Origin of the sequence: Pseudomonas sp. B33.4 (genome assembly GCF_034555375.1) — a bacterium.
In the GTDB taxonomy this organism is placed as follows: Bacteria; Pseudomonadota; Gammaproteobacteria; order Pseudomonadales; family Pseudomonadaceae; genus Aquipseudomonas.
Genome location: NZ_CP140706.1, coordinates 1696809 through 1714979, shown reverse-complemented (window position 1 = coordinate 1714979; position 18171 = coordinate 1696809). Strand labels below are relative to the sequence as shown.

Annotated in this window: 18 protein-coding genes; 8 read left to right on the top strand and 10 right to left on the bottom strand. The window is 58.4% G+C overall.

Annotation, left to right across the window (positions count from 1 at the left end; all coding sequences use genetic code 11):
- Positions 1-6: 6 nt before the first annotated feature.
- The 7 genes from flgK to U6037_RS07595 form a co-directional block, all read right to left on the bottom strand.
- Positions 7-2052, bottom strand: a complete 2046-nt coding sequence (gene flgK, locus U6037_RS07625) for a flagellar hook-associated protein FlgK (RefSeq protein ID WP_322846324.1) — start codon at positions 2050-2052, stop codon at positions 7-9.
- A gap of 24 nt (positions 2053-2076) precedes the next feature.
- Positions 2077-3369: a flagellar assembly peptidoglycan hydrolase FlgJ gene (flgJ, locus tag U6037_RS07620; RefSeq protein ID WP_322846323.1), complete on the bottom strand. Its 1293-nt coding sequence runs from the start codon at positions 3367-3369 to the stop codon at positions 2077-2079.
- Positions 3370-3380: 11 nt separating this feature from the next.
- Positions 3381-4469: a flagellar basal body P-ring protein FlgI gene (locus U6037_RS07615; RefSeq protein ID WP_176091703.1), complete on the bottom strand. Its 1089-nt coding sequence runs from the start codon at positions 4467-4469 to the stop codon at positions 3381-3383.
- Between the two features lie 27 nt (positions 4470-4496).
- Entirely contained in the window at positions 4497-5192 is a 696-nt protein-coding gene (flgH, locus tag U6037_RS07610; protein WP_038363773.1) for a flagellar basal body L-ring protein FlgH, read from the bottom strand.
- A gap of 52 nt (positions 5193-5244) precedes the next feature.
- Positions 5245-6030: a flagellar basal-body rod protein FlgG gene (gene flgG / locus U6037_RS07605; RefSeq protein WP_007920118.1), complete on the bottom strand. Its 786-nt coding sequence runs from the start codon at positions 6028-6030 to the stop codon at positions 5245-5247.
- A gap of 45 nt (positions 6031-6075) precedes the next feature.
- A complete protein-coding gene (locus U6037_RS07600; RefSeq protein WP_007920119.1) occupies positions 6076-6816 on the bottom strand; it encodes a flagellar basal body rod protein FlgF in 741 nt (246 codons plus the stop codon).
- A gap of 272 nt (positions 6817-7088) precedes the next feature.
- Entirely contained in the window at positions 7089-8651 is a 1563-nt protein-coding gene (locus U6037_RS07595; RefSeq protein ID WP_322846322.1) for a sigma-54-dependent transcriptional regulator, read from the bottom strand.
- Positions 8652-9038: 387 nt separating this feature from the next.
- Between U6037_RS07595 and phhA the strand changes: the two genes are divergently transcribed.
- From phhA to U6037_RS07565, 6 genes are all read left to right on the top strand, one after another.
- A complete protein-coding gene (phhA, locus tag U6037_RS07590) occupies positions 9039-9830 on the top strand; it encodes a phenylalanine 4-monooxygenase (RefSeq protein WP_322846321.1) in 792 nt (263 codons plus the stop codon).
- 117 nt (positions 9831-9947) lie between these two features.
- A complete protein-coding gene (locus U6037_RS07585; protein ID WP_003222798.1) occupies positions 9948-10304 on the top strand; it encodes a 4a-hydroxytetrahydrobiopterin dehydratase in 357 nt (118 codons plus the stop codon).
- Positions 10304-11497: an amino acid aminotransferase gene (locus tag U6037_RS07580; protein WP_322846320.1), complete on the top strand. Its 1194-nt coding sequence runs from the start codon at positions 10304-10306 to the stop codon at positions 11495-11497. The genes U6037_RS07585 and U6037_RS07580 overlap by 1 nt, the downstream gene beginning before the upstream one ends.
- A gap of 271 nt (positions 11498-11768) precedes the next feature.
- Positions 11769-11900, top strand: coding sequence for a hypothetical protein (locus U6037_RS07575; RefSeq protein WP_008088845.1), 132 nt, complete (start codon positions 11769-11771; stop codon positions 11898-11900).
- Positions 11901-11969: 69 nt separating this feature from the next.
- Entirely contained in the window at positions 11970-12152 is a 183-nt protein-coding gene (locus U6037_RS07570) for a hypothetical protein (protein ID WP_242204356.1), read from the top strand.
- Between the two features lie 102 nt (positions 12153-12254).
- Complete coding sequence (locus U6037_RS07565; protein ID WP_322846319.1) at positions 12255-13454, top strand: MFS transporter; 1200 nt, start codon at positions 12255-12257, stop codon at positions 13452-13454.
- Here U6037_RS07565 and arfB read toward each other — a convergent pair.
- The gene (gene arfB, locus U6037_RS07560; RefSeq protein WP_007920134.1) at positions 13451-13864 is read right to left on the bottom strand and encodes an alternative ribosome rescue aminoacyl-tRNA hydrolase ArfB; all 414 of its coding nucleotides are present in this window, start codon (positions 13862-13864) and stop codon (positions 13451-13453) included. The genes U6037_RS07565 and arfB overlap by 4 nt on opposite strands.
- Before the next feature lie 157 nt (positions 13865-14021).
- On the opposite strand from arfB, the gene queC reads away from it, so the two are divergent.
- Positions 14022-14720, top strand: a complete 699-nt coding sequence (gene queC, locus U6037_RS07555; protein ID WP_322846318.1) for a 7-cyano-7-deazaguanine synthase QueC — start codon at positions 14022-14024, stop codon at positions 14718-14720.
- Positions 14721-14773: 53 nt separating this feature from the next.
- Here the strand turns inward: queC and U6037_RS07550 are convergent, their stop codons facing one another.
- Together U6037_RS07550 and U6037_RS07545 are read right to left on the bottom strand one after the other, a co-directional pair.
- The gene (locus U6037_RS07550) at positions 14774-15649 is read right to left on the bottom strand and encodes a queuosine precursor transporter (RefSeq protein WP_322846317.1); all 876 of its coding nucleotides are present in this window, start codon (positions 15647-15649) and stop codon (positions 14774-14776) included.
- On the bottom strand, positions 15633-16238 hold the full coding sequence (locus U6037_RS07545; RefSeq protein WP_322847292.1) for a helix-turn-helix transcriptional regulator: 606 nt from the start codon (positions 16236-16238) through the stop codon (positions 15633-15635). The genes U6037_RS07550 and U6037_RS07545 overlap by 17 nt, the downstream gene beginning before the upstream one ends.
- 529 nt (positions 16239-16767) lie before the next feature.
- Here U6037_RS07545 and glyA point away from each other — a divergent pair.
- Positions 16768-18117: a serine hydroxymethyltransferase gene (gene glyA, locus U6037_RS07540; protein WP_322846316.1), complete on the top strand. Its 1350-nt coding sequence runs from the start codon at positions 16768-16770 to the stop codon at positions 18115-18117.
- Positions 18118-18171 lie beyond the last annotated feature (54 nt).

Below are 18171 nucleotides of genomic sequence, written 5' to 3'. Positions count from 1 at the left end.
GACTCCTTAAAGGCTGTTGATCAGCGTGGCGAAAGTTTCCTGCGCAGCTTTGATGATCTGCGAAGACGCTGTGTAGTACTGCTGATATTTGACCAGGTTGCCGGTTTCTTCATCCAGGTTGACCCCGGACAGCGAATCGCGCGCGCCTTTGGCGTTATCCAGGATCGCCGACGTCGCGGCGCTGTCGGACTTGCCTTGGGCGGTCTTGGTGCCGACGTTGGTCACCAGCTTGTTGTAGGCGTCAGTCAGGCTGATGCCTTTACTGGCCGAACCGGTGTCAACGGTCTGCGCAGTTTGCAGGGCGACCAGCGATTGTGCGTTGCGGTTGTCCGAAGACGCCGCACCGGTCAGGTTCATGGTGAAGGTTTCGCCTGGCTTCGGCGTGCCGCCAATGGTGGTCTGCACGGAGAAGGTTTTCTGTACGTTCGGCGTAACGCTGGTATCCAGCACCGGATTGCCGCTGGCATCGACGATGCCGACCTTCAGGTCCAGCGTGTTCGATTGACCGGGAACGACTGTGCCGCTGCTGATCACGCCGCCCTTGGCATCCACAAAGGAGTAAGACTGGCTGCCGCCGCTGACCGCACCAAACACCAGTTTGACCGGCGTCGAGTTCTTCAGCGCCGCCTGCATGTCAGCCTGGGCCGTCGGGTTGTAGATATCGATCTTGCTGCTGAGTGTCGGCTGAGTGTAAGTGCCCAGACCGGCAGCGCTGGCGACACCGGTCAACGGACCGGCCGCAGCGATTTTCTTCGGATCGGTGAGCACTGTCTGAATGCTCGCCGCCGCATTACGGGTCGGAGTGATTTTGAAGCTGTCACCGGCGCTCAACGCACCACCCTTGAGTGCAAGGGTGAAACCGTCGATCACTGGCGGTGGATTGGTCGTGGTGCTGAAGGCGCCCATATCGGTGCCGTCGGAACGCTTGACGGTGTAGTCAGTGGCGCTGGTGAACGTCACTTGATAATCGCTGGTGGTCAGCTTGCCGGTGTCCTTGATGGTGACATCGAGGTTACCCGAACCGGTGCTGTTGCCTGACTGCGCGATGCTGCGCGAACTGACCAGCGCGGCACTGTTGATGTTGTTGAAAATCGCCGCGCCGAAGTCACCGTTCTTGTCGATGCCCTGTGCTTGCTGGCTGTTGACCTGATCCGCGATCACCAGCGCTACTCGGCCCAGCTCGTTGAGCGACGGGTCGAGGACTTCTTTGCGGTAAGTCAACAGGCCGCCGATTTCACCGCCGGTCATCGCCGAGGTGATGTCGATGGTGCTCGAACCGCGATCCATCTGAATGGCCATGCGCGACGGATCGTCTTTGCTCGCGACCATGCTCAGCGTGTTGGTGGTGTTGCCGATCACCAGCGGCTGACCACTGCCAATGTAGACGTCGAAACTGGTGCCACGCTCGACGACCTGTGCACCGGTCAGCTCGGAGAGCTGGCGTACAGCTTCGTTACGGCTGTCGAGCAGATCGTTCGGCGCCCCACCGCTGGTGGAGATCTCGCCGATCTTCTGGTTCAAATTGGCAATCGAGGTAGCCAGCTTGTTCACCTGGGACGTCATGTCTCCCAGGCTGCCATTGATGGTGGTGTTCTGATCGTTGAGCTGTTTGGCGATGGTGTTGAAACGACTGGTCAGCGCCTGTGCGCCGGTCAGCACCGATTGACGGGAAGTGTCATCGGTCGCCGAGGTCGAAACGCCCTGCATCGTGGTGAAGAATTTCTGCAGCACGCCGGTCAGGCCGGTGTTGGTGTCCGACAGCATGGAGTCCAGCGGCGTGGCCTGCGCCAGGTAAGCAGCCGATTCGCTGTCGAGCGAAGTAGCGGTGTGCAACTGGCTTTCCAGGTACGAGTTGTACACCCGGCGCACGTCAGCCAGGGTGGTGCCCGTACCGATGAACACGGTGCCGAACTGCTGCGAGGATTTGGTGCCCTGCACGGTTTGCTGACGTGAATAACCGGCGGTGTCGACGTTGGCAATGTTGTTGCCTGTCGTAGCCAAAGAGGACTGGCTGGCCGACAGTCCCGACATCCCGATATTGAGCAAACTCATGGTTCAGACCTTATACCTTGTGCCTTAGAAAGGCGTGGTGGATACACCCGCCGCAGCGTAGTTTTGGAAACTGTTCATCTGCTTGGCTATCTGCGAAATCTTTGTCGCGTAGTTCGGGTCGGTGGCGTAACCGGCCTTTTGCAACTCGCGTACAAACTGTTCTGGGTTATCGGCAGACTTCACGACATCTTGATAGCGATTATTGCTCTGCAGCAAAGTCACCAGATCGTGGAAGCTGTCTTTGTACGAGGCGTACGAACGGAACTCGGCCGTCTCCTTGACCATCTCGCCATTGCGGAACTCGCTGGTGATCGCCCGGGCCGAATCGCCCTTCCAGTTGCTGCTCGCCTTGATGCCGAACAGGTTGTGGCTGCTGCTGCCATCCTGGGCACGCATGACCGATTTGCCCCAACCGGTTTCCAGCGCAGCCTGTGCCACCAGATAACGCGGATCGACGCCGATACGGTCGGCCGCTTCCTTGGCCATCGGCAGCATGGTGTTGACGAATTCGTCGGCGGAACTGAAGGCTTTCTTCGCCGGCGCCAGCGGAATCTGCGCCATCGCACGACCATAAATCTGCATCTGCCCGCCAGAGGCTTTTTCGCTCTCGGCACGCGCCAGCCAGTCGCCGTTGTACAGCGGGCCGGCGCCAGTGGTGGCCGCCGTGGTCGCGCGTTGCGGCAATTGCGTGGCCGCTGCCGGCGTAGCCGATGGCACCAGGCCTGCGAGCAAACGATCGGCCAGTTTCGGTGGCAGAGCCAGACGACGCTGATTGATCAGTTCCATGTCGTTGCGATGGGCCAGTTGCGTATTCGGTGCATTCACCGAACGCGACGCCCACAACGGACGCTCACCATTGAGGCGCGACAACGGGCCGTTGGTGGCCACGGTGCCGGCGGCAATCGGCGTGGCCACTGCAGCGGCTTTTGCCTTGGCTTCTTCCTGCTTGGCGGCGGACGCGGCAGCGGCCTCGCCCGGCGCCATCGGTTTGTTCTTCGACATCTGGCGCATCAGCACGTCGGCCAGACCGATACCACCGCCCTCGCGGGACATGGAAACGGCCAACTGCTGGTCGTACATTTCCTGGTACTGCTTGGCCGCCGGCGTGTTGAGGGGGTTGTCCTGGCCCAGCGCTTCGGTGGCTGAACGCATCGACTTGAGCATTTCGCCAAGGAACAGCGATTCGAACTCCTGCGCCACCTTGCGCATGTTCGCATCGCTGTTCTTGTCGCCGACCTTGAGCTGGTTCAGGCGATTGAGGTCCGAGTAAGAACCCGAATCGCTGCTGTTGACCAGACCGCTTTTGCGCATATCCATAAAGGTCGGCCTCAGATCACGATCAGGTCGGCTTGCAACGCGCCGGCCTGCTTCAGAGCTTCGAGGATCGCCATCAAGTCACCCGGTGCCGCGCCGACCTGGTTCACCGCCCGCACGATCTCGTCGAGGGTAGTGCCCGGGCCGAACTTGAACATCGGCTTGGCTTCCTGCTCGGCATTCACCCGCGAACGCGGCACAACAGCCGTCTGACCATTGGACAGAGGGCCGGGCTGGCTGACGATCGGGTCTTCGGTGATGGTCACGGTCAGGCTGCCGTGGGTCACGGCGGCTGGCGACACTTTGACGTTCTGGCCGATGACGATGGTGCCGGTACGCGAGTTGATGATGACTTTCGCCACCGCCTGACCCGGATCGACTTCGAGGTTTTCGAGGATCGACAGGTAGTCGACGCGCTGGCTCGGATCGAGTGGCGCGGTGACACGAATCGAACCACCGTCGATCGCTTGCGCGACGCCAGGACCGAGCATGTCGTTGATCTTGTCGACGATACGCTTGGCGGTGGTGAAGTCGGAGCGGTTGAGGTTCAGCGTCAGGCTGTTGCCCTGGTTGAAACCGCTCGGCACCGAACGCTCCACCGAGGCACCGCCAGGGATGCGACCGGCCGACGGAACGTTGACGGTGATCTTCGATCCGTCACGGCCCTCGGCGTCGAAACCGCCGACGACAAGATTGCCCTGAGCGACCGCGTAGACGTTGCCGTCGATACCCTTGAGCGGGGTCAGCAGCAGTGTGCCGCCACGCAAGCTCTTGGAGTTACCGATCGAAGACACCGTGATATCGACCTGCTGACCGGGCTTGGCGAACGCCGGCAAATCAGCACTGATCGACACCGCCGCGACGTTCTTCAATTGCACGTTGCCCGATCCCGGCGGCACCTTGATGCCGAACTGCGAGAGCATGTTGTTGAAGGTCTGCAGGGTGAACGGGGTCTGCGTCGTCTGGTCACCGGTGCCGTTAAGCCCGACCACCAGGCCGTAACCGATCAACTGGTTGGAGCGCACGCCGGAAATGCTGGCGATATCTTTCAGCCGCTCGGCGTGTGCACCAAAGGCTGCGGACATCAGCGCCGCAGCCAGCATGAGGCTCTTGAAATTCAACGTAGCCACCTAGAAAGGGAACAGCGGGCTGAGGAAGAAACGGTCGAACCAGCCTGGCTGACTCGTATCGGCAAACGCGCCGGTACCCGAGTAGGTGATGCGTGCATCGGCGACCCGGGTCGACGACACGGTGTTGTCCGTGGCGATATCATCGGCGCGCACCAGGCCGGCGATACGCACCAGCTCATCACCGGTGTTCAGCGTCAGCCACTTCTCGCCACGCACGGCGATGATGCCGTTGGGCAGCACGTCAGCGACGGTCACGGTGATCGAACCGGTGAGGCTGTTGCTCTGCCCGGACTTGGCGTCACCCTTGGTCGAGCGGTCGGCACTGTAGCCAGCGTTCAGACTCAGGTCGTTGCCGCCGATCGGGTTGTTGGTGGTCAGGCTGGAGCCGAACAACGAGGTCAGACCGACCTTGTTGTCGCTGTTCTTGTCCATCTGCGAGTTGGCGTTCTTGCTCGCCTGCGTGCGCTCGTTCAGGGTGATGGTGATGATGTCACCGACCCGGAAAGCCTTGCGGTCGCTGTACAGGTTCTGCTCGAAGCCGGCCTGATAGATCGAGCCATTATTGGCGGCAGCCGGTAACGGCGTGCGCGGCAACACCGGGGCGTAGTAAGGGTCATTGGGCTTGGGCGTCGGGGCGACGCAGCCCGCGAGCGAGACGACCCCACTCAATGCCAGAACAGATACAAAGCGATTCATGACCCTACCTCACGGTGTTGCAGGCGACCTCATGGCCGCCTCATAGACTTGATTACAGATTCTGCGTTACGAACGAGAGCATCTGGTCAGCGGTGGAGATCACCTTGGAGTTCATCTCGTAAGCGCGCTGAGTGGTGATCATGTTGACCATCTCTTCAACGGTGCTGACGTTGGACGTTTCCAGGGTGTTCTGCAGGGTGGTACCGAAACCGGCCAGACCCGGGGTGCCGACTTGCGGCGCGCCGGAGGCGGCAGTTTCCAGGAACAGGTTGTTGCCCACGGCTTGCAGACCGGCCGGGTTGATGAAGTCGGCGGTTTGCAGATTGCCGATCACCTGAGACGCAGCGTTGCCAGCAACCGTGATGGACACGGTGCCGTCACGGCCGACGGTGAAGGTCTGGGCATCGTTCGGAATGACGATGGCCGGTTCCAGAGCGAAACCGCTGGCGTTGACGATCTGGCCGTTGGAGTCGAGGTGGAAGGTACCGTCACGGGTGTAGGACGTGGTGCCATCCGGCTGCAGAATCTGGAAGAAACCGCGACCGTCGATGGCCATGTCCAGCGGCTGCTCGGTGGTTTGCAGGCTGCCAGCGGTGAAGTTTTTCTGGGTGCCGACAATGCGCACACCGGTACCCAGTTGCAGACCCGACGGCAGTTCGCTGTCCTGAGTCGACTGGGCGCCTGGCTGACGCTTGATCTGATAGAGCAAGTCCTGGAACTCGGCGCGATCACGTTTGAAGCCCGTGGTCGACACGTTCGCCAGGTTGTTGGAAATGGTGGTCAGGTTGGTGTCCTGGGCGGACAGACCGGTTTTGGCAACCCATAGAGCCGGAAGCATTCGATTCTCCTCGTGCGCCTGTTTTTCGGCGCGACGTTCTGATAATTAGCTGATCTGCAAGACCCGAGCCATGGCCTGGTCGTCGTCTTTGGCGGTGTTCATCATCTTGACGTGCAACTCGAACTGCTTGGCCAGGGCCAGCACCGAGGTCATCTCTTCGACGGCGTTGACGTTGCTCGATTCAAGGAAACCCGACACCAGTTTGACGTTGGCATCGGCCGGCGCCGGCTGGCCGTCCTTGGTGTAGATCGAGCCGTCGAGGCCCTTGTTCATGTTCTTGATGTCCGGGTTGACCAGTTTGATCCGGTCGACTTCCGCCATGACACGCGGGCCTTCGCCCATCGCACGAATACTGATGGTGCCGTCTTCACCGACTTCGATCTGCTGCTCGGGCGGCACGGCGATCGGACCGCCATTGCCGATCACCGGCATGCCGTTGCCGGCACGCAGCACGCCGAGGGCGTCAACGTTGAGGCTGCCGGTGCGCACGTAGCTTTCGCCGCCATTGGGGTTCTGTACGGCAATGAAACCGTTGCCGGTCACCGCGACGTCGAGGTCACGACCGGTCTGCACCAGCGAGCCCGGGGTGAAGTCGGTGGCAGGCCGTTCGCTCATGGCAAACGCACGCGCCGGAAAGCTGTCACCGAACACCGGCATCGAACGCGCCTGCTCCAGGTCGCGCTGAAAACCGTTGGTGGAGATGTTCGCCAGGTTGTTGGCATGCGCCTTTTGCGCCAGTGCATTCTGGCTGGCGCCGGTCATTGCCACATAAAGGTACTTGTCCACACTCATTCCTCTGCATGCCGGACGTTTGCCGCCCACCGCTGTACTGCTGAGCCATAAGCAATTTGCAGACCAACTTTTTTCTGGCGGACGAAGACCCGGCAAACAAAGGACTTGGGGAGTGATGAGGGAAAATTTGAAATGTATCGAAGTCGAAAAACCGGCGGTGTTATGCCGCTTGGCGGCAAAAGATCAAAAGATCGCAGCGTGCCGCAGCTCCTACATTTGAAATGCGTATTCCTGTAGGAGCTGCGGCACGCTGCGATCTTTTGATCTTAAGCTTCGGGATTTTTGCCGACCTCATATTCACGCAGCTTGTTAGCAATCGTCGTATGTGAAACCCCCAACCGCTTACCCAGCTGCCGACTGCTCGGATGCTCGGAATACAACCGTTCCAGCACCGCCTTCTCGAACCGTCCGACAATCTCGTCCAGCCCGCCTTCCAGCGAGAAATCGCCAAGCGGCTGACGCACGCCGTAATCCGGCAGACGAATATGCTCCGCCTTCACCGTGCCGCCATCACACAGCGAAACCGCCTGGAACAACACGTTCTCCAGTTGCCGCACGTTGCCCGGCCAATGGTAATGACTGAGCCGATCCATCGCCGCCGGCGCCAGTTTCGGTAGCGGACAGCCAATTTGCCGACTGGCCTGATCGAGGAAATGCTCGACTAGCGGGGTCAAGCCGTCGAGGCATTCGCGCAGCGGCGGGATGTGCAAGGACAGTACATTCAAGCGGTGATACAAATCCTGGCGAAACTCGCCGCGCGCGCACAGCTCGGACAGGTCCACCTGGGTGGCGCAGATCACCCGCACATCCAGGTAAACCTCTTCATCGCTGCCAACGCGACGGAAGCAACCGTCCTGAAGAAAGCGCAGCAGTTTCACCTGCAAGCGCGGGCTCATCTCACCGACGCCATCAAGAAACAGCGTACCGCCCGCCGTCAACTCCAGCAGCCCGAGCTTGCCTTCGGCCCGCGCCCCTTCGAAGGCGCCGGGGCCGTAGCCGAACAGCTCGGTCTCGGCCATCGACTCGGGCAGGCCGGCGCAGTTGAGCGCCATCAGCGGCGACTGCCCGCGCGGACTGGCAAGGTGACAGGCGCGCGCCAGCAGTTCCTTACCGGTACCGGTTTCGCCTTCAATCAATAGCGGCGCATCCAGTGGCGCCATACGCCGCGCTTCACGCACGACGGCAGCCATGACTTTCGAGCTCTGAAAGATGCTGTCAAAGCCACGCAACTCCTGCTTGCGCACGTTATAGATGCGCTCGCCGACACGGTCGGCGCGATGCAAGGTCAGCACCGCACCGGCCATCGCTTCACTGTCGTCGTGCTCCGATTGCAGCGGCGCAATGTCGGCCAGAAAGATGTCGCCCTTGACCTTGACCCGCATGCCATTGATTCGTGATTTATTCGCGCGCACCAGTTCCGGCAGGTCGAAATCTTCAGCGTAACGCGACAGCGGAATGCCCGGGACCTCATCGACCCGTACACCGAGCAACTGCGCCGCCGCGCGATTGGCCGCGACGATCGAGCCGCCCATGTCGATCGACAGCACCGGAAACTCCAGCGCGCCGAGCAAGGCATTCAACTCCATGTGCCGTCGTTCGCTGGGCATCAGCCCTACTCGCTTGACGCCGAACACCCCGGCGATCGCCTCGAACTTCGGGCGCAGCGCTTGAAACTGAATATTGATCAGGTTCGGACAGTGCAAGTAGATCGCATTGCCATGCTCGCCACCGACCTCACCGCGCGCCACGTTGATGCCGTAGGCGACCAGCAGGTTGAGAATGTCGCGCAGGATGCCGATGCGGTTCTGGCAGTGGACTTTGATGCGCATAGGAGAAAACCCGCCAAACCAGTCATTAAGTTAAATACAGAACCTGTGGGAGCGAGCCTGCTCGCGAAGACGGCGGCACATTCAACATTAATGTGTCAGGTAGATCGCATTCGCGAGCAGGCTCGCTCCCACAAGGGTAAGCACCACGACTTTTCTGTCGAGGCACGCAGATAGTTGTCAAGATTATGTGACAGCCACCAGGCTTTTCAAACCTGAAAATCACCGAAAATGCGCGACAGCGGACAAACCGTAACGATAACTTTACGAATTAAACAGAAATTTCCTACGCGCAGGCCATTCAACCTGCTGCACATCAACCCGCTCTCAGGTAATTCTGAATCCATCGCTGGACATAACAAGAACGAATTCCCCTAGCAGGAGAGCAGTATGAAGCAGACGCAATACGTGGCCCGCGAGCCCGATGCGCAAGGTTTTATCGACTACCCCGCCGAAGAACACGCGGTGTGGAACACGCTGATCACTCGCCAGTTGAAAGTGATTGAAGGGCGTGCCTGCCAGGAGTACCTGGACGGTATCGAAAAACTCGGTCTGCCCCACGACCGCATTCCGCAACTCGGCGAGATCAACAAGGTGCTCGGCGAGACCACCGGCTGGCAGGTCGCCCGTGTGCCGGCACTGATCCCCTTCCAGACCTTTTTCGAACTGCTGGCCAGCAAGCAATTTCCGGTCGCTACGTTTATCCGTACCCGCGAAGAGCTGGACTACCTGCAAGAGCCGGACATTTTCCACGAGATCTTTGGTCACTGCCCGCTGCTGACCAACCCGTATTTCGCCGAATTCACCCACACCTACGGCAAACTCGGCTTGCAGGCGACCAAGGAAGAACGTGTGTACCTGGCGCGTCTGTACTGGATGACCATCGAGTTTGGTCTGGTCGACACCCCACAAGGCCAACGCATCTACGGCGGCGGCATTCTGTCTTCACCGAAAGAAACCGTTTATTCGCTGTCGGACGAGCCTGAGCATCAGGCGTTCGATCCGCTCGAAGCCATGCGCACGCCGTATCGCATCGACATCCTGCAACCGCTGTACTTTGTCCTGCCGAACCTCAAGCGTCTGTTCGACGTGGCTCATGAAGACATCATGGCCATGGTTCGCCAAGGCATGCAGCTGGGTCTGCACGCACCGAAATTTCCGCCGAAACCGAAAGCCGCGTGAACCGCGACTTTTGCTGACAATTGAGCCTGTCAGTTGCCGCCACTTTGGTTTAGCGTGACGGCATTGACGACTCACAAGCCTTTATAAAAAAAACACACTCGATTTCAGGAATACACCATGTCCACTTTGAACCAAGCCCACTGCGAAGCCTGCCGCGCCGATGCGCCACAAGTCAGCGACGAAGAACTGCCGATCCTGATCAAGCAGATCCCTGACTGGAACATCGAAGTACGCGACAGCATCATGCAATTGGAGAAGGTCTTCCTGTTCAAGAACTTCAAGCACGCACTGGCGTTCACTAACGCTGTCGGCGAGATCTCCGAGGCCGAAGGTCACCACCCGGGCCTGCTGACCGAGTGGGGCAAAGTCACCGTGACCTGGTGGAGCCACTCGATCAAAGGCCTGCACCGCAACGACTTCATCATGGCCGCGCGCACTGACGAAGTGGCCAAGACTGCCGAAGGACGCAAGTAATGCACTTCGACGCCATCGGCCGGGTTCCCGGCGACCCGATCCTCGGCTTGATGGAGGCGTATGCGCAGGACAGTAATCCGCGCAAATTCGACCTGGGCGTTGGCGTCTACAAGGACGCCCAAGGCCTGACGCCGATCCCGGAAGCGGTGAAAATCGCCGAAGCGCGACTGGTCGAAAGCCAGGACACCAAGACCTACATCGGCGGCCACGGCAACCCGCTGTTCGGCAAAGTCATCAACGAGCTGGTGCTGGGCACCGACTCGAAGCTGATCGCCGAGCAACGTGCCGGTGCCACCCAGACGCCGGGCGGTACCGGTGCGCTGCGTCTGGCCGCCGACTTCATCGCCCAGTGCCTGCCGGGCAAAGGCGTGTGGCTGAGCAAACCGACCTGGCCGATCCACGAAACCATTTTCGCCGCGGCCGGGGTCAAGGTCAGTCACTACCCGTACGTGGGCAGCGACAACCGCCTCGATGTCGAAGTCATGCTCGCCGTGCTCAATGAAGTGCCGAACGGTGATGTGGTGCTGCTGCACGCGTGCTGCCACAACCCGACCGGTTTCGACTTGAACCACGACGACTGGCAGCGCGTGCTCGACGTGGTGCGCGCGCGCAATCTGCTGCCGCTGATCGACTTTGCCTACCAGGGCTTTGGCGACGGTCTGGAACAGGATGCCTGGTCGACCCGCTTGTTCGCGGCAGAATTGCCCGAACTGCTGATCACCAGCTCCTGCTCGAAGAACTTCGGCCTGTACCGCGATCGCACCGGTGCGCTGATCGTCTGCGCGAAAAGCGCCGACAAGCTCATCGACATCCGCAGCCAACTGGCCAACATCGCCCGCAACCTGTGGTCGACGCCGCCGGATCACGGTGCAGCGGTGGTCGCGACCATCCTCGCCGATCCGGAACTGAAAGCCCGTTGGGCCGATGAAGTGGAAGCGATGCGTCTGCGCATTGCGCAACTGCGCAGCGGCTTGGTTGAAGCACTGGAACCGCATGGCCTGCGCGAGCGCTTTGCGCACATTGGCGTGCAGCGCGGCATGTTCTCATACACCGGGCTGTCGCCGGAGCAAGTGAAACAACTGCGTGAGCATCACAGCGTGTACATGGTCAGTTCAGGCCGGGCGAACGTCGCCGGTATCGACTCCACCCGCCTCGCGTTGCTGGCCGAAGCCATCGCCAGCGTCTGCAAATAGTTACTGCAACACAAAACCCTGTGGGAGCGAGCCTGCTCGCGAAAGCGGCGTGTCATTCAACGAAAATGTTGCCTGACACACTGCCTTCGCGAGCAGGCTCGCTCGCACATTTGTTTGTGGTGACCTTCAGGTTTTGCCCTCCCCTGCGGCCATCTGTCGCATTAACTTGAATTAAAAGTCTGATTGTCATTTTTCCTGCTGTATCCTGCGCAGGCTTTCCAAAAGCGCGGATCTACCAGATCTATCAACAGACTTAGCGAGGAGCGCAACCATGCACGAGATTCCTAATCTCCCCTTCCCAAGCCTGCACGTACCTGAGCAGACGACCACGCAGCAAGCCGGCGCCCAACAGCCCGAGCCGAAAGAAGCCGTTGAGAGCCGCCCGGCCGACAACGAAGAGTAAGACCTGTCGTACAGACCGTGTGGAAAGCGCTAACATGCGCTTTCCACACTGCCTGAACCCGAGCCCGCCATGACCGACGAATTCTCTGAAAGCCAAGCTGCCGTCCTGATCGGCGCGACCGAGAAAATGATCGAGATCTGGAATCGCCTCTCGCCCGAGAAACAAGCCGCCCTGCTCGCCCGTTTCGGCACAGAGGAAAACGCCCTGGCCGCTCTGGTCACCACGCAGCTGGTTGCCCCGGACAAACCTTGAAGCCGCCGCCGAGCAAATAGTTTTACTTTTCCCGCCCCAGAGGCGTCCGCGCCGGTATCATAAGCAGCCTATCTAATCTGCCGCTCCCGTGGATCGTTACCCATGTCGTCCTCTATATCCGAGCCCCAGCGCCCCCTGGCGGTTACGCTGCAAGTCGTTTCCATCGTCCTGTTCACCTTTATCGGCTATCTGAACATCGGCATTCCGCTCGCGGTGTTGCCCGGTTATGTCCACAGTGACCTCGGCTTTGGCGCGGTGATCGCCGGTCTGGTGATCAGCGTGCAATACCTCGCGACCCTGCTCAGCCGCCCGTATGCCGGCAAGATAATCGACAACCAGGGCAGCAAACGCGCGGTGATGATTGGTCTGGCCGGGTGTGGCTTGAGCGGTGTGTTCATGCTGATTTCGGCGTGGACACCGAGCATGCCGATGCTCAGTTTGATCAGTCTGTTGATCGGTCGACTGGTGCTGGGCAGCGCGGAAAGCCTTGTCGGCTCCGGTTCGATTGGCTGGGGCATCGGCCGGGTCGGCGCAGCGAACACGGCCAAGGTGATTTCCTGGAACGGCATCGCCAGTTATGGCGCACTGGCGGTTGGCGCCCCGTTCGGCGTGTGGCTGGTTGGGCAGTTGGGGCTGTGGAGCATGGGCGTCAGCATTATCCTGCTCGCCGCGTTGGGCCTATTGCTCGCCTGGCCAAAAACACCGGCACCGATTGTCGCCGGCGAGCGTCTGCCGTTCATGCATGTGCTCGGCAAAGTGTTTCCCCACGGCTGCGGTCTGGCGCTGGGCTCGATCGGCTTCGGCACCATCGCCACCTTCATCACCCTGTATTACGCGACCCAGCATTGGGACAACGCGGTGCTGTGCCTGAGCCTGTTCGGCGCCAGCTTCATCGGTGCGCGGCTGCTGTTCGGCAACCTCATCAACCGTCTCGGCGGCTTTCGCGTGGCGATTGCCTGTTTGTCGGTGGAAACCCTTGGCCTGTTACTGCTGTGGCTGGCACCCGACGCGCATTGGGCGCTGGCCGGTGCGGCGCTGAGCGGTTTCGGTTTCTCGCTGGTGTTCCCGGCGCTGGGCGTGGAAGCGGTGAATCTGGTGCCGGCGTCGAGCCGTGGCGCAGCGGTCGGCGCCTATTCACTGTTCATCGATTTGTCGCTGGGGATCACCGGGCCACTGGCCGGGGCGATTGCGGCAGGCTTTGGTTTTGCCTCGATCTTCCTCTTCGCTGCCCTCGCCTCGCTAAGCGGATTGGCGCTGAGCGTGTACCTGTACAAACACACCGCCAAGTATCGCGAAGACTAGAAATCCACCTTGCCGCGCCCGGCCTTGATGCTGCCGCGCTTGGTTTTCGATTCAAGCCGACGTTTTTTTGAACCGAGAGTCGGCTTGGTCGGGCGGCGTTTCTTTTCCACCTTGGTCGCGCTGAGGATCAGCTCGACCAGACGCTCCAGCGCATCCGCGCGATTGGCTTCCTGTGTGCGGTATTGCTGGGCCTTGATGATCAACACGCCATCGCTGGTGATGCGACTGTCGCGCAGCGCCAGCAGCCGCTCCTTGTAGAACTCGGGCAAGGACGAGGCCGGAATGTCGAAGCGCAGGTGCATGGCGCTGGAGACCTTGTTGACGTTCTGCCCACCGGCGCCTTGCGCGCGAATGGCCGTCAGTTCGATCTCGGCATCCGGCAGATGCACATTGTTGGAAATCACCAGCATGGAAAAACGCCCTTAATCGGAACGCACAGGATACCGCGATTAGCCGCAGAGTGACCGGCTGCCCGCTGGCACAACTTCCTGCGCACTTATGTCGAGCGTCATTTCGAGTTACCATTGCCGACTTTTAACTTACCCGATCAATGCAGGAAGCAGACTTATGAGCAACAAGGCAGTTATCGTGTTTAGTGGTGGTCAGGACTCTACGACCTGCCTGATTCATGCGCTGACCCACTATGACGAAGTCCACTGCATCACCTTTGACTATGGTCAACGCCATCACGCCGAAATTGAAGTTGCACAGCAACTTTGCAAAAAACTCGGCGTGACCGTGCACAAGGTCATGGATGTCTCGCTGCTTAATGAACTCGCCATCAGCAGCCTGACACGCGACAACATTCCGGTGCCGACCGTGAACAGCTCCGGAGAAAGCCTGCCCAGCACTTTCGTACCGGGAAGAAACATTCTGTTTTTGACCCTCGCTTCCATTTACGCCTATCAAGTACAAGCCAGAACGGTCATTACCGGCGTATGCGAAACCGATTTCTCCGGTTATCCGGATTGCCGAGACGAGTTTGTCAAAGCATTGAACAATGCTCTTGAGTTAGGCATGGATTACCAGTTACGCCTCGAAACACCACTGATGTGGTTGAACAAGGCAGAAACCTGGGCCTTGGCTGATTATCACAACCAGCTGGATCTGATCCGCCATCAGACGCTGACTTGCTATAACGGTATTGCCGGAAGCGGATGCGCTGACTGTGATGCTTGCAATCTTCGCGCAAAAGGACTCAACGAGTTCCTGGAGAACAAAGAGCAGGTCACCAATAGCTTGAAAACGAAACTCAAGTTGAATTAAGGCACAAAATAACGCTCGCCTGGACAGCCCGGGCGAGCGATATTTTTATTCGATCAAGCCTGACTGCCCGTCAGGTATTTCTTGAACAGTGACCGCGCGCCATAGGCCGGCATGATATTAAAGAAAGCAAAGCCCACTTTAATTGCGATCTGAACATAGATCATGCTCAGGATCGCGCTGTTTTCCATCGTTCCGTAAAAGGCGATGTAGCAAAACAGAAAGCTGTCGATGATCACCGCAAACAATGTGCTCAAGAACACGCGCAAGAACAGGAATCTGGAGTTGGTCAGCTCCTTGATCTTGCACAATAGATACGAATTTATATTCTCGGACACCAGAAAAGAAATGGAAGATGCCACCAGAACTGAAGACAACTGACTGATCACGTCATTGTAGGGCCCATCGAGCTTCCAACCCGGCAGCCCCGGAAGATGGGTGGTAATCGCCAATAGAATGATAATCGCCGCATTGCTGATAAACGCGAAGAGTATCGCTCGGCGTGCAAGCCTGAGGCCGAAGGTCTCGTTCAACAAGTCAACGATCAGAAAGGTCAGCGGATACAGGAACGTTCCCGGAGTGACGACAATGTCGAAATAATCCAGGTAAATAGGTTTTGTCGCGGCAATACTGGTGAAGATATACAGCGTGAACAGCATCAGGTTCAGAATGATGTAGATCATCCAGGAACTCTCATGACGGTCATTTATTTCGTAAGCGGTGAGCGCTCCGCCCTGCGAGTAAAACTTCTTGTAGAGGTTTTTTACTTCGATTTTATTCAGATTATCCATAATCTCACTATTCAACACTTCACTCAGCTTTATTTTAATTATTTTGCCTGTCGCAATGACCATGATCACGGCCAGGCTTTTTCCATTCTCGAATCCCAGCAACTTGTACTTGCTGTTTTCCATTTCAACACTGCATTCCATTAAATCGTTCCTCGATTACATCTCCGATCACGCATACACGATCCGTATCAAAGCTGCCTTCATGGCTTATAGATAACTTCGCTGTGATTTTGTCATACAGCAGTTTTTCCCTGTCGCTGGTCGACGCTCCTTTCTGTACGATCAACAAATCACCGGGTTCATTCATGCCACTGATTTCGTTTTCCAGAAGCACGCCAATCAGGTTGAAAGACGCGCCAAAATAGTAAGTCAGCGGATAAATCGTGGCCAACTCACCAATTCTTTTATCCAGACTTTGCAAGAGCAAGCTTTCCTTGATGACAGGCACAGCGGCCGGGTTCATATTCCCCTGCGGAGAGATACTGCTCTCGATTATTTCCTTCTCTTCAAAATCGATCGTCTCGATTTCTTCATAAGACACCCCGAAGAAATCAGAGATCTTGCGAACAGTGGACTGCTGTACGTTGACCACCTTGCCTTCGAGAATGTTATAGATGGTCGTTCGGGTCAAACCACTGGAGTGACACAAGGACAGTTGCGTCTCCCCGCGACTCTTGATCAGGTACTTGATATTGTTTTTCAGATTCTCCGATCTTTCTCTTCTGTGCATCACATGCTTATCATCCATTTTTAACTGCAATCAATGTCACGTCGGGAATGATCATTCCGGACATACACAAGTGAGGTAGGAAATTGCAGTTATATCCCTGTCAGTGCCGCGCAGGATCATAGCATTCTCCCTCCCTGGGTTCGGTATAAAAAGTCAGCTTTCACAGGCTGCTTCCGCCAACGTGCGGGGTCATTTCAGCCTCGCTAATGACTCGTCAGTTCCTGTCGTCTTCCATCCCAGGTCTGAAAATCGGCCCGGGCAATGTCAGTTTTACACCCGACGCGACTACAAAAAGAATCATTTTCTTTGAAGAATGTTCATTTTTTTGATTAATTCTGTAGCGTTCCTCACTGAAAAATCTATGATGCGTCAATCCGGCGTCTCATTCTCGAGAGTGAAAGAACGAAAAACCGGGGGCCTGTACAGGGTTTAGTTTTGCGCGCACAGCGGTCAAAACACGGATTCGCCTGTACAGATCTGGCAGCAAGGACATGCGCAAATCACGCAAAACCAAGGAAGGAATCAAGCAATGGCAGTCATTACTGAACCGCTCAAGAACCAGACTGACTTGCTGCGACGCGGCCTGGCAGATCTTCGCGTAGAAGACGCCGAACTGGCGGCAATTCTCGACGCTGAAGTTACGCGTCAACAGCACACGCTTTCACTGGTCTCGTCCTCCTGCGCAGTCCAGCCGCGAACCTTGGTGGCTTCTGCTTCAGTGCTGGTCAACGTGAGCGCAGAAGGCATGTCCGGCAAACGTCACAGCGCAGGGTGCGAGAACGTCGAGCTGGTCGAGTCACTGGCCATCCGCAGGGCGCGGGAACTGTTCGCGGCCCAATACGCCAACGTCCAGCCACACTCGGCGTCGAACGCCGTTTACCAGGTGCTCACGGCTTTGCTGGAGCCGGGTGACACCTTGCTGGGCATGGCAGTGGAACACGGTGGTCATCTGACTCATGGCAGCCTCGCTGCGTTTTCGGGTGCCTACTACAAGGCAATCCAGTACGGCACGACCGCAGACGGCCTCATCGATTACGACAAGGTACGCCTGCTGGCACTCGCCCATCGGCCACGCGTCATCCTCTGCGGCGCCACCGCCTATTCGCGAGTGGTGGACTTCAAGCGGTTTCGCGAAATTGCCGATGAAGCCGGTGCCATCCTGCTCGCCGACATTTCGCACATCGCCGGGCTTGTCGCCACCGGCAGGCACCCAAGCCCGATCGACGCCGCACAGGTCACCGTCACTTGCACGCACAAGCAACTCGCCGGGCCTCGGGGTGGCGTGATCCTCAGCGGGCGTGACGCGAACACCAAGATTCCCGGTTTGAGGACCACTTTCAGCCGCCTCCTCGATCAAGCCGTGTACCCGCGAATGCAGGGCTCGCCAGCCGCCAACATGATCGCGGCAAAGGCTGCAGCGCTGGGCTACGCAATGTCTGCCGAATTCGATGCCTGCATGGCGCAGATCCGCAGTACGGCGGATGAGATGGCCAAGGCGTTTCAGGCACAGGACTATGAAGTGGTCGGCGGCTGCAGTGAAAACCACACGGTGCTGGTTCACTTGCGTGGCGGCGTCACGGGCGCCATCGCGGAGGCGGCGCTGGGGCACTGCGGGATCATTGTCAGCAAATATCGCGTACCCGACGATCACCGCTCGGCACTGGTTACCAGCGGATTGCGCATCGGCACGGCTGCTCTGGCGCAACGCCGGATCGATGTCCACGGCAGCCGCCAGATCGTCGATTTGATCGTGCGGATTCTGAATACCGTGGCACCGCTCGGCGAACAGGATTACACCCTGGAACCCCTGCTCCTCGCGCAGTTTCGCTCAGAAGTCGAAACCTTGTGCAGGGACTATCCTCTCGCCGACTATCAATAGCGCCCCAATATTTGCAGTCATAAAAAAACCCGGCACTCAGGCCGGGTTTGGTGT

Excerpts from the sequence above, each read along its gene's own strand:
- flgK (WP_322846324.1), bottom strand. The coding sequence starts at position 2,052 with ATGAGTTTGCTCAATATCGGGATGTCGGGACTGTCGGCCAGCCAGTCC.
- flgJ (WP_322846323.1), bottom strand. The coding sequence starts at position 3,369 with ATGGATATGCGCAAAAGCGGTCTGGTCAACAGCAGCGATTCGGGTTCT.
- U6037_RS07615 (WP_176091703.1), bottom strand. The coding sequence starts at position 4,469 with ATGCTGGCTGCGGCGCTGATGTCCGCAGCCTTTGGTGCACACGCCGAG.
- flgH (WP_038363773.1), bottom strand. The coding sequence starts at position 5,192 with ATGAATCGCTTTGTATCTGTTCTGGCATTGAGTGGGGTCGTCTCGCTC.
- flgG (WP_007920118.1), bottom strand. The coding sequence starts at position 6,030 with ATGCTTCCGGCTCTATGGGTTGCCAAAACCGGTCTGTCCGCCCAGGAC.
- U6037_RS07595 (WP_322846322.1), bottom strand. The coding sequence starts at position 8,651 with ATGCGCATCAAAGTCCACTGCCAGAACCGCATCGGCATCCTGCGCGAC.
- phhA (WP_322846321.1), top strand. The coding sequence starts at position 9,039 with ATGAAGCAGACGCAATACGTGGCCCGCGAGCCCGATGCGCAAGGTTTT.
- U6037_RS07585 (WP_003222798.1), top strand. The coding sequence starts at position 9,948 with ATGTCCACTTTGAACCAAGCCCACTGCGAAGCCTGCCGCGCCGATGCG.
- U6037_RS07580 (WP_322846320.1), top strand. The coding sequence starts at position 10,304 with ATGCACTTCGACGCCATCGGCCGGGTTCCCGGCGACCCGATCCTCGGC.
- U6037_RS07575 (WP_008088845.1), top strand. The coding sequence starts at position 11,769 with ATGCACGAGATTCCTAATCTCCCCTTCCCAAGCCTGCACGTACCTGAG.
- U6037_RS07570 (WP_242204356.1), top strand. The coding sequence starts at position 11,970 with ATGACCGACGAATTCTCTGAAAGCCAAGCTGCCGTCCTGATCGGCGCG.
- U6037_RS07565 (WP_322846319.1), top strand. The coding sequence starts at position 12,255 with ATGTCGTCCTCTATATCCGAGCCCCAGCGCCCCCTGGCGGTTACGCTG.
- arfB (WP_007920134.1), bottom strand. The coding sequence starts at position 13,864 with ATGCTGGTGATTTCCAACAATGTGCATCTGCCGGATGCCGAGATCGAA.
- queC (WP_322846318.1), top strand. The coding sequence starts at position 14,022 with ATGAGCAACAAGGCAGTTATCGTGTTTAGTGGTGGTCAGGACTCTACG.
- U6037_RS07550 (WP_322846317.1), bottom strand. The coding sequence starts at position 15,649 with ATGGAATGCAGTGTTGAAATGGAAAACAGCAAGTACAAGTTGCTGGGA.
- U6037_RS07545 (WP_322847292.1), bottom strand. The coding sequence starts at position 16,238 with ATGCACAGAAGAGAAAGATCGGAGAATCTGAAAAACAATATCAAGTAC.
- glyA (WP_322846316.1), top strand. The coding sequence starts at position 16,768 with ATGGCAGTCATTACTGAACCGCTCAAGAACCAGACTGACTTGCTGCGA.